13 protein-coding genes and 1 tRNA gene are annotated in these 15,054 nt (G+C 39.2%); 8 read left to right on the forward strand and 6 right to left on the reverse strand.

All coding sequences use genetic code 11. The features are described 5' to 3' along the window. Positions 1-117 precede the first annotated feature (117 nt). Complete coding sequence (locus LU635_RS06670; RefSeq protein WP_240097450.1) at positions 118-1,107, forward strand: 2-hydroxyacid dehydrogenase; 990 nt, start codon at positions 118-120, stop codon at positions 1,105-1,107. A 254-nt stretch (positions 1,108-1,361) separates the two neighbouring features. On the opposite strand, the gene LU635_RS06675 is transcribed toward LU635_RS06670, so the two are convergent. Continuing rightward, positions 1,362-2,111: a PepSY-like domain-containing protein gene (locus tag LU635_RS06675; protein ID WP_240097452.1), complete on the reverse strand. Its 750-nt coding sequence runs from the start codon at positions 2,109-2,111 to the stop codon at positions 1,362-1,364. Positions 2,112-2,597: 486 nt separating this feature from the next. Here LU635_RS06675 and LU635_RS06680 point away from each other — a divergent pair, with 486 nt between their 5' ends. Together LU635_RS06680 and LU635_RS06685 are read left to right on the forward strand one after the other, a co-directional pair. Beyond that, positions 2,598-2,993, forward strand: coding sequence for a hypothetical protein (locus LU635_RS06680; RefSeq protein WP_240097455.1), 396 nt, complete (start codon positions 2,598-2,600; stop codon positions 2,991-2,993). A gap of 60 nt (positions 2,994-3,053) precedes the next feature. Further along, complete coding sequence (locus LU635_RS06685) at positions 3,054-5,384, forward strand: fibronectin type III domain-containing protein (RefSeq protein ID WP_240097457.1); 2,331 nt, start codon at positions 3,054-3,056, stop codon at positions 5,382-5,384. Between the two features lie 314 nt (positions 5,385-5,698). Here the strand turns inward: LU635_RS06685 and LU635_RS06690 are convergent. Together LU635_RS06690 and rseP are read right to left on the reverse strand one after the other, a co-directional pair. Then, positions 5,699-5,772, reverse strand: a tRNA-Asn gene (locus LU635_RS06690). Between the two features lie 99 nt (positions 5,773-5,871). Continuing rightward, the gene (rseP, locus tag LU635_RS06695) at positions 5,872-7,188 is read right to left on the reverse strand and encodes an RIP metalloprotease RseP (protein WP_240097459.1); all 1,317 of its coding nucleotides are present in this window, start codon (positions 7,186-7,188) and stop codon (positions 5,872-5,874) included. 153 nt (positions 7,189-7,341) lie between these two features. Here rseP and LU635_RS06700 point away from each other — a divergent pair, with 153 nt between their 5' ends. From LU635_RS06700 to LU635_RS06715, 4 genes are all read left to right on the forward strand, one after another. Further along, positions 7,342-8,013 carry an SCO family protein gene (locus LU635_RS06700; protein WP_240097461.1) on the forward strand — a complete coding sequence of 224 codons (672 nt, stop codon included), beginning with the start codon at positions 7,342-7,344 and terminating at the stop codon, positions 8,011-8,013. A gap of 81 nt (positions 8,014-8,094) precedes the next feature. Further along, positions 8,095-8,325: a FeoA family protein gene (locus LU635_RS06705; RefSeq protein ID WP_240097463.1), complete on the forward strand. Its 231-nt coding sequence runs from the start codon at positions 8,095-8,097 to the stop codon at positions 8,323-8,325. A gap of 1 nt (position 8,326) precedes the next feature. Beyond that, a complete protein-coding gene (feoB, locus tag LU635_RS06710) occupies positions 8,327-10,429 on the forward strand; it encodes a ferrous iron transport protein B (RefSeq protein ID WP_240097465.1) in 2,103 nt (700 codons plus the stop codon). Between the two features lie 32 nt (positions 10,430-10,461). Further along, positions 10,462-10,611 (forward strand): hypothetical protein, encoded by a 150-nt coding sequence (locus LU635_RS06715; protein ID WP_240097467.1) that lies wholly within the window; start codon positions 10,462-10,464, stop codon positions 10,609-10,611. Here the strand turns inward: LU635_RS06715 and LU635_RS06720 are convergent, their stop codons facing one another. Genes LU635_RS06720 through LU635_RS06730 form a run of 3 tightly spaced genes read right to left on the reverse strand, consistent with a single transcriptional unit; the run spans position 10,612 to position 12,595 of the window. After that, positions 10,612-11,064, reverse strand: coding sequence for a hypothetical protein (locus LU635_RS06720; RefSeq protein WP_240097469.1), 453 nt, complete (start codon positions 11,062-11,064; stop codon positions 10,612-10,614). It abuts the gene before it with no gap. A gap of 51 nt (positions 11,065-11,115) precedes the next feature. Beyond that, positions 11,116-11,937 carry a ZIP family metal transporter gene (locus LU635_RS06725; protein WP_240097471.1) on the reverse strand — a complete coding sequence of 274 codons (822 nt, stop codon included), beginning with the start codon at positions 11,935-11,937 and terminating at the stop codon, positions 11,116-11,118. A gap of 1 nt (position 11,938) precedes the next feature. After that, on the reverse strand, positions 11,939-12,595 hold the full coding sequence (locus LU635_RS06730; protein WP_240097473.1) for a metal-dependent transcriptional regulator: 657 nt from the start codon (positions 12,593-12,595) through the stop codon (positions 11,939-11,941). Between the two features lie 101 nt (positions 12,596-12,696). Here LU635_RS06730 and LU635_RS06735 point away from each other — a divergent pair, with 101 nt between their 5' ends. Further along, complete coding sequence (locus tag LU635_RS06735) at positions 12,697-15,054, forward strand: TonB-dependent receptor (protein WP_240097475.1); 2,358 nt, start codon at positions 12,697-12,699, stop codon at positions 15,052-15,054.

Here is a 15,054-nt window from a genome sequence, read left to right on the forward strand (position 1 = left end):
AATATGATAAATTAGAGAATAATAAACCTTTTCAAGAATAGTCTGTTAAAAAAGAAAGGGCCCTTAATAAAAATGAGCGGTTTTTATGCTCCTCAGACAATCTACTCCAAAAATGATATGAAAATAGCAGTATTTAGTACAAAACCTTACGATCAGGAATACTTTGAACGTTACAATGAGAAGTCCAATTTTGCATTCACTTATTTTGAAACACCTCTGAATCATCATACAGCAAATCTTACTTCAGGATATCAGGCAGTGTGTATTTTTGTGAATGACAAGGTTGATAGTAACGCGATAAGGATATTATTTAAAAATGGAGTCAGGTTAATCGCGTTGCGTTGCGCCGGATACAACAATGTTGATATGGAAGCTGCAAAGGAATACGGAATAAAGGTGGTAAGGGTTCCTGCCTATTCACCAGAAGCGGTTGCAGAACATGCAATAGCTCTGATTTTAACATTGAACAGGAAAACACATAAAGCTTATAATAGAATCCGGGAGAGCAACTTTTCTTTAAATAAGCTTATAGGTTTTAATCTTCATGGAAAAACCGTTGGGGTTATAGGAACAGGAAAAATCGGGACAGCTTTTTGTAAGATCAGCAGGGGCTTTGGTTGTAAGATTATTGCCTTCGATAAATACGAATCTGATGAAGTGATCAACCTGGGTGGAGAATATAAATCCTTGGTTGATGTTTTTAAAGAGTCGGACATAATTTCCCTGCACTGCCCACTTAATCCGGAAACCAAGCATATGATAAACGAGCAGTCCTTATCTATGATGAAAAACGGAATTATGATCATTAACACCAGCAGGGGAGCATTAATAGACACAGCAGATATTATAAAGGGCCTGGCTAACAAGAAAATTGGATATTTAGGGATTGATGTTTACGAACAGGAAGAAAATCTATTCTTTAAAGACTTATCCGAAAGTATCATTGAAGATGATATGATCTTAAGATTAATCAGCTTTCCAAATGTCTTAATCACTTCCCATCAGGCCTATTTCACAAAAGAAGCTATGGAAGAAATAACCCATACCACCTTAGAAAATATCCGGGATTTTGAAAAAGGTGAAATATTGAAGAACGAAATAGCATAACTAAAGCCAGGAATTGATATATCAATATTAAACCTGGCCTGGCTGTTTGGCCTAAAAAACCAAAAATTGGAGTCTTTTATTCCTCTTCCTTTACTTCTGAACAGCATCTTACTATCCATACACAGTTCTAAAAAAAACCAGCCTTTTTCAAGGCTGGTTTAACTTAGTTTTGCTCCTCAGGCAGAGCTCGAACCAATAAGGAATATCTTAATATATTTCAGTACTATTACTAGGTTCCTAAAAGAATGCTTTAATTAATCATTATCATCTTCTTCGTCCTCTTCATCATCCCCATTTCCATCTTCTTCACTAAGTAAATTACCGTTCTGGTCAAATTCCAGTTCTATTCCATTATTAAGGGTTACCTCATATCCTTCTTCTTCACTTTCGGCCTCAATTATTGTATTATCAGGATAATTTTCAGCTATATAATCCAGTATTATCTGAGGTAAATCACTTGGATCAATATCTTCTTCATCCTCTCCCTGGTCGTCACCGTTTTCATCCTGTGCCTGACCCAGAAAATTCCCATTGGCATCAAAAATAAGTTCCACATCATTCTCCAATTCTACTTCATAATTCCCATTATTCTCCAGCTCAGCTTCTTCTATATTTACACCAGGATAGTTATTACTTATAAAATCGAGAATAACTTGGGGTAAATCAGATGGATCTATCTCTTCATCATCAAATTCATTTTCCTCATCATCAATACCCAGAAAATCACCTTCAGAATTAAATATCAATTCAGTACCATCGCTAAGCTCGATCTCATAATTCTGATTATCCTCAATTTCTGCCTCAACTATTCTTAGATCGGGATAATTTTCAGTTATATAATCCAGAATATTTTGAGGCAATGTTGAAGTTTGTACATGTGCATCAGCTGAAAAAGCTACAGCATTAAGATCTGGCCCAGCCGAATTATCGTCATCATTATCGGAGCATGACTGAAGCAGCAGTGCGAAAAAAACAACTGCCGCAAGAATTCTATTTGCTTTCATAATTAGTAGTTTAGATTAATTTAAAAACCGGGTAATTTTCACCGGTTTTAAGATAACGGATGGGGCTTAATTAGATTGTATGGCCTTTAGAAAAATTACGGAAAGGTGTCTGGCTGTTGTGGGTTTTCAATAGGCTGCTCAGGTTGGGCTTCCTTCGACTAAGCTCAGGATATCCCGATCATCAGGACTACACCTGAAATAATTAAACAAAAAAACCAGCCTTTTTCAAGACTGGTTTATTGCTTTTTGCACCTCAGTTTAACTCCATTAATAGTCACCTAATTTAGAACACAGAGAATATACCTAATTAAAATACATTAAATAAACTACCAATTATTCATAATTAATTAATGTTTTTGAATAATATAGATATAATATTTAATTATTATTTATTTTTACACCAAACAGTTACAACTTAAAGCCTTTTTTACCAATACAAATTTCTCCAAATTAAATATTGCACCCAATTTCTTAACTAACCAAAACATGAAAGCTCTTAAATATTATTTAAAAATAATATTCATTTTCGTTCCTTTTTTAATTTCCTGTAGTAGAGAACCATCTATAAAGAAGGAGTATATGATAATTCCTTACCCAATGACTGGTTCAATCATGATCCATGATAAAAACTATGATTTTGAAAATGGAACAAAATGTAGAAATGGTGATGGATATAGTTTCATACTAAATGATTCTGAATCAGAGTTGGATATAACCATAGAAACACCTTACATACCAGATAATATATTTTTCAACCAATATCAGGGAGAACAAAAATGGATTAGAATTGGTCCCAAAAAATATCAGTTAATCGGTCAACGAGATCTTTTACTACTTCCCCCAGAGAAATACTGGATTGTAACTATAGATGTTTCGAATTAAAAAATGAAATCGAATCTTCTTCCTTCCTAGAATTATCACTTCCACAAAAATTAGCTTATAATGAAAAAATTAATAGTTATTCTATTCTGTCTTGGCTTGCTTCAAAGTTGCAGCAAAAGTTCTGAAAATGAGACTATGAAACCAACCAATGAAAATCCCAAATCAATTGAAATAAGTAAGATTTCAGGCTATATTCAGAAAGGCCCCTACGTCAACGGCACGGGAATAGTAATGCACGAACTGGATGATACTATGACCCAAACCGGGAAAAGCTTCACAACTCAGATTAATAGTAATGACGGTAAATTTGAGATTAGTGATATTAATCTTAGCTCTGAGTACGTTGAATTATCAGCTAACGGATTCTATTTCGACGAGGTAAAAGGTGAAATATCTTCTTCCCAACTTAATCTTTATGCATTATCAAATGTTCAATCTGTTTCAGACGTAAATGTTAACCTTCTAACCCACTTGGAAAAGCAAAGAGTTGAACATCTTATTGAGGAAGGCCACTCCTTTGAGGAGGCCAAAAAAATGGCTCAAAAAGAGATACTGGCAATATTCAATATTCACGAAGACGATCTCGCCCCTTCAGAGTTACTTGATATTTCCAAAGATGCCATCCTTCTTACTATTTCCTCCATCCTTCAGGGCAATAGAAGTGTTGGTGAGTTAACTGAGCTCCTGGCCAGCATTTCTTCAGATATTGCAGAAGATGGGGTTTTGGATGATACCAGTATTCTGGAGCAATTGCGTCAATCTGCCCTAAACCTTGATCCCAGCCAAATACGTAATAATCTCGTAGAGCGTTATGAATCATTAGGGATTGAAGTAACAATTCCCGTGTTTGAGCAATATGTTGAAGGCTATTTAAATTTCACAGCAACAAATCCAGAAATAACGAATGTAGAGGTTAACGTAATTACAGCAGATAGTATTGCAATAATTAGCAGGGTTATGGCCAACAACTCCGAAACCGAGGTGATTTTTGAATATGGGGTAACTGAGAGTTTGAATGAAAAGGTTGTTTTTAGCGAGAGCCCAATAAATGGTAGTAATGTCACATCATTAAGCTTAGATATATCGGGGTTGAAGCCCGCCACAACTTACCACTATCAGGTGTCGGCAAGCAACGAATTCGGCAATGTTAGTTCACCTGTAGACAGTTTTACCACCTTAGGTGGTTTGCCTGAAGAAATAGGCAACTTAACTCTAGTTGCAGGAACCCACAAAATTGAAGTTCAGGGAGCGGTAAATCCCAACTATTTGGAAACCGAAGTTCACATCCAATTTATAGAATACCAGCAGAATTTTGAACAAGCAGACTCTGTAAAGGTTGACCAAAGTCCTATAAGTCCTTATTCGGACGGAAATATTACCGCATTGATTGAAGATCTTAAACCAGGTACTCGTTATTGGGTAAGATTAAAATTGGAAAACGAGATTGGAGTAACTTATGGGGATCCAATGGACATCTATACCCTGGGAAGTGCACCAAATATTTTAATATTCGATATTGCTGGTGGCCAGCCTAAAGCAAAAAGTGTTGAGACGTATATTGAAATTGGTGAAAATACTTTGTCCACCCAGCTTATTTTGGAATATAGCACTTCGAATACGTTCGATAATTCAGTAAAGTATTTGGATACTTTATTAGGCCCATCAGCCCAAGACATTGGGTTTCTAAAGAAGATTAATGGCTTGGAAATGGATCAAAATTATTTTGTTAGGTTAACTTTAAAGAATAATGTAGGTGAAGATTCATCTGAGCTTATATTCAAGACCTTGGATGGTATTATAAAGTTTAGTGAACTAATGTACGACTCTACATATTCAGATCCTGAAATTCATCTGTATGTAAACATTAAAGAAGATGGAGGCTTGGCCATACAGGAGAGAGGATTGCTATACAGCCTATCTCCGGGTCTTACACTTGAAAATAGCAATGCAACCCGAATTCCAGATCCTGGAAGTAATGAAAGCCATTTCACCACCTATCTACCAGATCTTGAGCCAGGTAAAATTTACTACGCCAGGGGATACGCTTTTAATGAATCCGGTGTTTTCTACACCAATGAAATTGAGTTTGAATCGCTCAAACTTCCGGAAGTTGCTACTGTGGAAGTTCGAGATGTTACTTCTAATTCAGCATGGGTTATGGGTACGGTAATATCTAATGGAGGCTCCTCTGTCTTGATTACCGGGGTATGCTGGAGTAAAAACCCAAATGTTACCATAGATGATTCAAAGATTACCGGAGATGGTGAAAAAAAGGATTTTACCATAGAAAATCTGGAGCCAAATACTCAATATTATGTTAGGTTTTTTGGTCAAAATGGTGCGGGAACGTCATATGGGGAAGAGCTGCAATTTGTGACTAATCCGGAATAATAGATTAAACAAAAATAAATGGCAGAATGAAATGGACTTTTGTAAAGGCATCCATTTTAATTATTTCCTATAGACTTTCTAATGATACTTAGAAACAATTATACCTGGTGTATCACTGATTAAAAAAATGGAACCATTCAGTAAGGAATTGACTTCATTCCTATTCCTTATGTATAAAATTAAAAAGCCCAAGATTTAGACAGATTTCCTTTTCCAAACGTATGCCTCATCGGTTAAAGCTAAGGATAGACTTCTTTTCCCTTAAGATTTAAAAATAAAAAAACCCACCTTTTTTGAGGTGGGTTTTCAAAAGGCTCCTCAGGTTGGGCTCGAACCAACGACCCTCTGATTAACAGTCAGATGCTCTAACCAACTGAGCTACTGAGGAAGGTTTTGCTTTAAAAGCGGTTGCAAATATAAATCAAATTTTAAATGCTGTCAAAAGATTTTTTTAATTTTTTTGATCTAATTTTTATTTGAAATTCTACTATTCAAATAGCCAGCGATATATGTCATTTCCGTTGGCGAATAATACCAGTGCGATAAGAATAAAGAAGCCTACCATCTGGGCAATCTCCATGAACTTGTCGTTAGGTTTTCTTCCCGTTACCATTTCATACAACAGGAACATTACGTGACCACCATCCAGTGCAGGAATAGGCAGAATATTCATGAATGCAAGAATGATGGAAAGCAAGGCTGTGGTATGCCAGAATCCGGCCCAATTCCAGGTATCAGGGAACAATCCGCCAATTGCTCCAAAACCTCCTAGCTGTGAAGCTCCTTTTTTGCTGAACACATACTTGAATTGGTACACATAATCTCTTAGCGTCCAGTACCCATAATCAAAGCCTTTGCTAATACTTTCTGCAAAGCCAAAATTCTTTCTCTTTATCTCGATCCCGGTTACCGGGGCAATTCCCAGTTTTCCGTCTTCATCTGGTTGAACCGAAGTACTTAATATCTCGCCGTCCCTTTTATAGACAACTTCGATTTCCTTCTGCTTGTTCTCAGTAGAAATAGGCGCGATCTCATGCCAGTATCCAATTTCGATATTATTCAAAGAAATAATACTATCTCCTTTCTTAAGTCCGGCTTTTGCAGCGGCCATATTTTCCGCTACCGTATCTAGAACCGGGTAGTTAATAGGAACAAAAGGCTGCATCACTCCCTGTTCAAACATTCTCACCCCTATCTCCTCAGGAATAGAGATGGTTTCCTCCGTGCCGTTTTCATGAATTACAGTGATGGTCCTTACATCCCTCATAAAGAGATGCTTGTTTATATCAAGGCTGTTTTCGAATTCCTTTCCATTAACCTGAAGAATCTTGTCACCATCCTGAAAGCCATATTCCTTAAAAGAATCCACGACGGCAAAACCTTCCGGCATCTCATCGGGTCCTACATAAGCTTTACCCCAAACGAACATGATCATCATATAGATCAGGAAACCGAGAATAAGATTTACTGTAACCCCACCAAGCATTATAATAAGTCGCTGCCAGGCTGGCTTACTTCTGAATTCCCATTCTTTCGGAGGCTGAGCCATCTGCTCCTTGTCCATGCTTTCATCTATCATCCCCGAAATCTTCACATAACCACCAAGAGGCAGCCAGCCAATTCCATACACCGTATCTCCTATCTTCTTTTTGAAAAGGGCGAACTTCACATCAAAGAAAAGGAAGAACTTCTCTACCCTTGTCTTAAAGAGTTTCGCCGGAACAAAATGACCCAATTCATGAAGAACGATCAAAAAAGACAGGCTTAATATTAATTGTATGGCTTTTACTAAAAATGGATCCATCAGTTAACTTCAAATTTAAAATCGCACAAAAGTAAGTTTTTATAAACTCCTATAAAAGTTTATATTCTTTCCAAATTCCTACCGCTGAAATTTTTCAATAGAGAATTCGACTATTTGAACATCAGACCATAACTTTGCAGAAATTTCAATACTATGCTCAAGTTTTTTGCACGATATAAAACCTTTGCCATAGTTTTCTTTATCCTTTCAGTAATTATAGTTTATATAATTTACACCCTGAAGGTTCCCGAAGAAAGACTTCCCGTTTACCAGCCCGATATGGTAAATGCCGAACTGGTGGATTCTACCGTACAATATGTAAGGAAATATCATAAAATTGCCGATTTCAGTCTAATTAATCAGAATGGCGATACCATTACACAGGAATATTATAAGGATAAGATCTATATAGCCGACTTCTTCTTTACCACCTGTTTAACCATCTGCCCTGTTATGACAGATCATATGATCAAAATCCAGGAAGAGATCAAAGATGATAAGGAGGTGCTTTTACTTTCGCATACCGTTTTCCCTGTAGCAGATAGCGTTCCCGTGCTTAAGGAATATGCCCTGGAAAAAGGCGTAATCGATGAAAAATGGAATCTGGTTACCGGCGACAAAAAGGAGATATACGACCTGGCAAGAAAATCCTACCTGGCGACCAAATCTACTGGCGATGGCGGACCGTATGATATGATACATACCGAAAACTTTGTACTGGTGGATAAGGACAGACAGATTCGTGGTTTTTATGACGGCACCGATCCCCAGGCGATTGAAGACCTAATGCATGATCTAAAGGTGTTGAAAGACCAATACCGTTAAACATTACTTTTTCTCTCTTTAACTTTTGTATTGGGTTAAATTCCATTACTTTTGCCTTGTTTAAAATCAATCTAAATAAAAGTGAAGGTGACAGTTGCTAATCTTAGAAGGGGCCAGCGTGGAATTATCAAGGAGTTCTCGGCAGATATGGTCCCGTTAAAGCTTCTCGAAATGGGTTGCCTTCCAGGGAACGAGGTAGAGCTTGTACAAACCGCACCCTTCAAAGACCCTATGTATTTAAACATTAACGGCAGCCACCTGGCAATTAGAAAGGAAACAGCTCTACTAATAGAAATTGAATTAATAGGCTAATATGGCTAAGCAAATTAATGTTGCTTTAATTGGAAATCCCAACACCGGCAAGACCTCAGTATTTAATCAATTGACCGGCCTTAACCAAAAGGTTGGAAATTACCCCGGGATCACCGTAGAGAAAAAAGAAGGGATCTGTAAACTGCCACGGGGATTAAAGGCACATATACTAGACCTTCCGGGAACCTATAGCCTGAATGCCTCTTCTTTTGACGAAAATGTGGTAATAGAACTACTGCTCAATAAGAACGATAAAGATTTCCCTGATGTAGCCGTTGTGGTTAGCGATGTTGAAAATTTAAAACGAAACCTTCTACTTTTTACCCAGATAAAAGATCTTGGTATTCCCACAATCCTTGTAGTCAATATGGCCGACAGGATGGAACGAAAAGGAATCACCCTTGATGTTGAGTTGCTGGAAGAACGCCTAAAAACAAAGGTTGCTCTGGTAAGTGCCAGGAAAAGAATGGGAATCGAATATTTAAAGGAGCTCATCATAAATTACAAGCACATCCCTGTTGAGCCATGTGTGAATGCTTCAATCATAGATCCGGATTATTTTGACAATCTTCGCAAGGCTTTCCCAAACCAGTCGTTGTACAAATTATGGCTGGTCATCACTCAGGATGTGAACTTCGGAAATATCAACAGGAGCGAGATAAACAGCAGTTCAGATTTTTATACCAAATCGAAAAGCGACCTTAAAAGACTTCAGCAAAAAGAAACCATCCTAAGGTATCAGTTCATCAATGGGGTACTCAAGGAAACCATGACAGTGGACAAGAATGCCGCCACAGACCTAAGGTCCAGACTGGACCGCATTCTTACTCACAAAGTATGGGGATATGTTATCTTTTTTGGAATTCTATTACTTATTTTCCAGGCAATATACAGCTGGTCCAGCTACCCAATGGATATGATAGATGCCACTTTCGCCTCCCTCAGTGAATGGACAAAAAACACACTCCCTGACGGCGTCTTCACCAATTTGATTTCTGAAGGAATCATCCCCGGCCTGGGAGGAATTGTGATCTTTATTCCTCAAATTGCTTTCCTCTTCCTTTTTATTTCGATCCTAGAGGAATCGGGATATATGAGTCGGGTTGTATTCCTCATGGACCGGATCATGAGACGCTTTGGCCTGAGCGGGAAAAGTGTGGTCCCCCTCGTATCGGGTACGGCATGTGCCATTCCGGCGGTAATGGCCACAAGAAATATTGAACACTGGAAGGAAAGGCTTATCACCATTCTGGTAGTTCCTTTCACCACATGTTCGGCAAGACTGCCGGTTTATCTTATAATTATAGCCCTGGTAATTCCAGACAAAGCCTTTATGGGCTTCAACTTACAGGGTCTAACACTAATGATCCTCTATCTACTTGGATTTGCCATGGCGATCTTTTCGGCATGGGCGCTTAATAAGATCATGAAGACCAAGATCAAAAGTTATTTTGTGATCGAAATGCCTAACTATAAGGTACCTATGGTCAAAAATGTAGCTATCAATGTAGTGGAAAAGACAAAATCTTTCGTTGTAGGTGCCGGGAAGATTATCCTTGCCATTTCAGTGATATTATGGGTACTGGCCAGTTACGGTCCTGGAGAAAATTTTGAAAATGCTGAGGAAATAGTTTCTTCAAAATACAACTCTGAAAGTACCATCTCCCAGGATGAAATAGAAGAAGAGATCGCATCCTATAAGCTGAAGAATTCCTATATAGGTATCATGGGAAGGGGTATAGAACCAGCTGTTGCTCCCCTAGGATATGACTGGAAAATAGGAATTGCCATTATAAGTTCCTTCGCGGCAAGAGAGGTCTTCGTGGGTACATTGGCTACCATTTATAGTGTGGGGAGCGATGAAGAGGAAACCATAAAAAACAGAATGGCCGCAGAGACCAATCCCGTTCTGGGCGGGCCCTTATTTACATTCGCCAGCGGAGTAAGCCTGTTGTTATTCTATGCATTTGCTATGCAATGTATGAGTACCCTGGCTATCGTAAAAAGGGAAACAAATACCTGGAAATGGCCTTTGCTTCAATTAGTTGTAATGAGTAGCTTTGCATATGTGGTCGCCCTTATAGCATTTCAACTGCTTAAATAGTAAGGAATCTGTTTTAAAACGACTTAAAAAACATGGAAATATTACAGGAAATACTGGTTTTTATAACGTTTCTAATAGCTTCAGGATACCTGGTTACCAAATTTATCTGGAAACCTTCTTTCTTAGGTGGTAAGAAAAAGACCGGATCCTGCGGAGTTTCAGATTGCGGTTGCGGAGACTGATTATTTTTCTGCAGGTTCAGAAACTGTTAGTTCCACACTATATTCTTCCGGGCTTATCTTATAACCGGCTTCAGGATAAGGAGTCACGACTAACTTCTGAATATTAAGTTCCTCGACATCAAAAAATTCTGAAATTGAAATATTAAATCCGGGAACGATCTTATATTCACCTACCGGGAAACTAGATCCGGATACGACCTTATTCCCTTTGAATTTCCCATCTTCATAGAATTCCACCAGTACTTTAACGTCACCCTCCCATATACAGTTTACCCCTTTTGGGCATCTGGAATCTGAAATAATCTTTTTGACTTTAATGGACTTGTCACCCATGGCCATTGAGTCCCCCATATAGAGTATGGCATCCTTAATATTGTATTCTTGCGTAACATTATCCTGGCCTACCATTAAAACTGAATGGAATAGTATAAGGATAAATAAAGTGATTCTCATAAGAGTCTTTATTATAAAGACGACAGCCTTTTGATAAAGTTGCAGGAAATTCTAACCAAGACCCACATCCAGTGTCATCATGACCATAAATCCTCCAATGAATCCCATAGTAGAGATATCAGTGAAATTACCCTGCTGGGCTTCAGGCACTACCTCTTCTACCACAACAAAGATCATTGCCCCTGCTGCAAAACATAAGGCATATGGCAGGATAGGCTGAAAGGTCAACACCGCCCAGGCACCCAGTACGGCAGCAACCGGTTCGACTATAGCCGAAAGCTGTCCGTAGTTAAAACTTTTCCAGCGGCTTAGGCCCTGTCTTCTCAACGGCATCGCAACAGCAAAACCTTCTGGGAAATTCTGTAACCCGATCCCCAGGGCAAGGGCTACAGCCCCTCCGATACTAGCCCCTTCAAAACCAGCCGCGACTCCTCCAAATAAGACCCCCACTGCAAGTCCTTCAGGAATATTATGCAAGGTGATAGCCAGAGTCAACAACACTGATTTATGCCATGGTGTTTTTATTCCTTCAGATTCACTCATTTTAAAATTTACGTGCAGGTGGGGCAATACCTTATCCAGTCCAAAAATAAAAAAGGCTCCCATCGCAAAACCTACAACGGCCGGCACCACTTTTTCAAAGCCTTCACCCGGACTCATTTCAATTCCAGGAGCTAGCAAACTCCAGAAACTGGCGGCCACCATTACTCCTCCGGTAAACCCCAGCATTCCGTCGAAAAAAGCTCGATTCATTCCCCTAAAAATAAAAACCAGGGAAGCTCCAAGAGCCGTAAGCCCCCATGTAAATAAGGTGGCTAAAAAAGCTGCAAACACGGGATCTATCGATTGAAAATACTCTAATACCTTGTCCATTCTATAATGTTTTAATAAATAGATTTGTTGATATCTGGTGAGATATCCTTATTTCATTCTTTTCCATTTTGATAAGCATAGACTGATCAAAATCTTCTTTTTCCAAAACCCTGATTTCCTTACCCAGGGATATTCCATTCTTATCCAGGTATTGCAGGAACTCTACTGATGAATCCTTTACCCCAACACAAATTCCCGATTCTCCCTTTCTAAGAGCAGAAAGTAGTATTCTGTCTCCAACAGTAAACTTACCATTAGCATCTGGAATTGGATCTCCATGTGGATCTTTCTTGGGATATTCCAGAAATTTGTCCAGCTCGTTAGTAAGCTTTTCCGATTTTATATGTTCAAGCTGCTCGGCCACCTCATGAACCTCATCCCAGTTAAACCCGAGTTTTTCTACCAGAAAAACCTCCCAGAGCCTATGTTTACGTATCACTTCTATGGCAGCCTTCTTTCCGGCTTCACTAAGTTTAACACCCTGATATTTTTTATAGTTGACCAGATCCTTATCCGAAAGTCTTTTGATCATATCGGTGACCGATGAGGCCTTCGTCTGCATCTCTTCTGCCAAAGCATTAGTGCTTACCCCACTTTTGTATGAAGTTTCAAGATGAAATATGGCCTTAAGGTAATTTTCTTCAGATAAGCTAAACATCAAATAAATTTTATTTTTGGCAAAAATACATTTTTTAATTTGATTAATCAATTTTTTAGATTCACCTAAATTATTTTATACCTTTGTCAAAAATTTGATTGATGAAGAGTTTGATTAAGATTATTTTAAGCCTTGTAGTTTCGGCAGCGGGAGCACAAAATATAGAGGTTTCAGGCCTGGTAACTGAAGATGAACGACCAATACCATTCGCAAACATATTCATTTCGGGAACTTCCACCGGGACCAGCGCTGATATAAAAGGTAATTTTTCCATTTCCCTGAAGCCAGAAAAAGTTGAGCTTACTATCCAGGCCATAGGATTCAAAACGAAAAAAATCAGTATCGATCCTCAGGACTACATTGAGAAAAAGTTAAATATACATCTGACGGAAGATGCCTTAGGACTTGACCAGGTAGTGGTGAGCGCAACCAGGAACCGCATCAACCTGAAGGAGGCCCCGGTAATTGTCAATGTACTCAACTCCAAATTGTTTAATGCCACGCAATCTGTTTCTGTAGCTGAAACCCTAAACTTCCAACCCGGCGTAAGAGTAGAAACCAACTGCCAGAACTGCGGATTTACCCAGGTTCGATTAAACGGGCTGGATGGAAGCTACACCCAGGTACTTATTAACAGCCGCGCAGTATTTAGTGCTTTGAACAGTGTTTACGGACTCGAGCAGATTCCTACCTCTATCCTGGACCGTGTAGAAGTTGTTAGGAGCGGGGGTTCGGCACTTTTTGGTTCGAATGCCATAGCCGGAACTGTAAATATCATCACAAAGGAACCTGTCCTTAACACATGGAATGTTTCCGGAAATATGTCCCTTATAGACGGGAAAATCCCTGATAGAACTCTTAACGTGACGGGATCAGTAGTCACAGAAGATCTTAACAGCGGGGTTACCATCTATGGAATGAATCGTGACCGTGCAGCTTATGATGCCAATGGAGACGGCTTTACCGAGATTACAGAACTCACAAATAACACTCTGGGTGCGAAGGCATTTATGAAACCCAATGAGACCAGTAAGCTTACGCTAGACCTTACAGCACTTAAGGAATACAGAAGAGGAGGTGACAGGCTGGAGCTAGCCCCTCATCTCACAGATATTACCGAAGAACTCGATCATAATACTATTATTGGAGGACTTACTTATGATCTTTCCAACCGGGAGATGACCAATAATTTTTCTTTCTATGTCTCGGGACAGCATACCGACAGGAAGAGTTATTATGGGGGACTTGGTGGCGGAAGAACAGCCCAGGACAGCATCACGGCTTCCAATGCATATGGAAATACTAAAGATGTCTCATTCCTTTCCGGTTTCCAGTACACCAGGAATTTTGAGAACAATGATGTGCTTACCACAGGGCTGGAGTATAATCTCAGCAATACCCGGGATGATATTGCGGGTTATAAAAGGTTTATAGACCAGGAAGTGAACTCCTACTCGGCATTTGCACAATACGAATGGAAGCCTCTGGAAAGTTTTACAGCATTGCTGGGGACCAGACTGGACCATGTGAATGTTCTTGGCGATTACCGTGTTGAAACTATAGAAAGAAACTCGGAAATAGATCAAACAGTGCTAAGCCCCAGGTTAACCCTGCTATATGACATCACTGAAGAATTACAATTCCGGGGAGGATATGCGCGAGGTTTCAGAGCTCCACAGGCCTTTAACGAAGACCTTCATATTTCTTCGGTTGGAGGTGAACCCCAATTCGTGATACTTTCTGACGACCTGGAAACCGAATTTTCCAATGCCTATACAGCCTCCTTCAATTATTCAAAAAGTATCAATAAACTCCAAACCGACTTTTTACTAGAAGGTTTCTATACAGAGTTGGAAAACCCATTTACAACGGTGAGCACCGGAGCAAGCCTGCCAAATGGTTCTATTCTCAAAGAAGTTAGAAACGGTAGTGGTGCCTATGTGACCGGTACAAATTTTGAAATTGGAATTTCTCCTTCTTCAGACCTGACCTTTCAGTTAGGAGGGACTTATCAAAAATCCATATACAAGGAAGATCAGGTTCTATATGAAGCCGTCGCTTCGAATGATTCAGAGGAAGATGTGATAGTCTCTGAATTTGTAAGGAATCCTGATTTTTACGGTTATTTTAATTTCAATACCTCTCCGTTCGAGGGATTTTCAGCAGACCTTACAGGAACTTATACAGGGGAAATGACCATTCCAAAAGTGGTGAATGCTAATGGATTTCTGGAATTGAGAAGGTCCCCCTCATTTGTAGACGTGAATTTAAAACTGACCCAGCACATAGATATTACAGAAAACTTTCATATAAACCTTAGTACGGGTGTCCAGAATGCGTTCAATTCATATCAGGATGATTTTGATTCCGGCCCTACACGGGATTCAGATTACATCTATGGACCATCCAGGCCCCGTACTTTTTTCTTTGGTATCAAATTCGGAAACCTTCATGATTAA

Source organism: Christiangramia crocea, assembly GCF_022410465.1.
GTDB classification, from domain to species: Bacteria; Bacteroidota; Bacteroidia; order Flavobacteriales; family Flavobacteriaceae; genus Christiangramia; species Christiangramia crocea.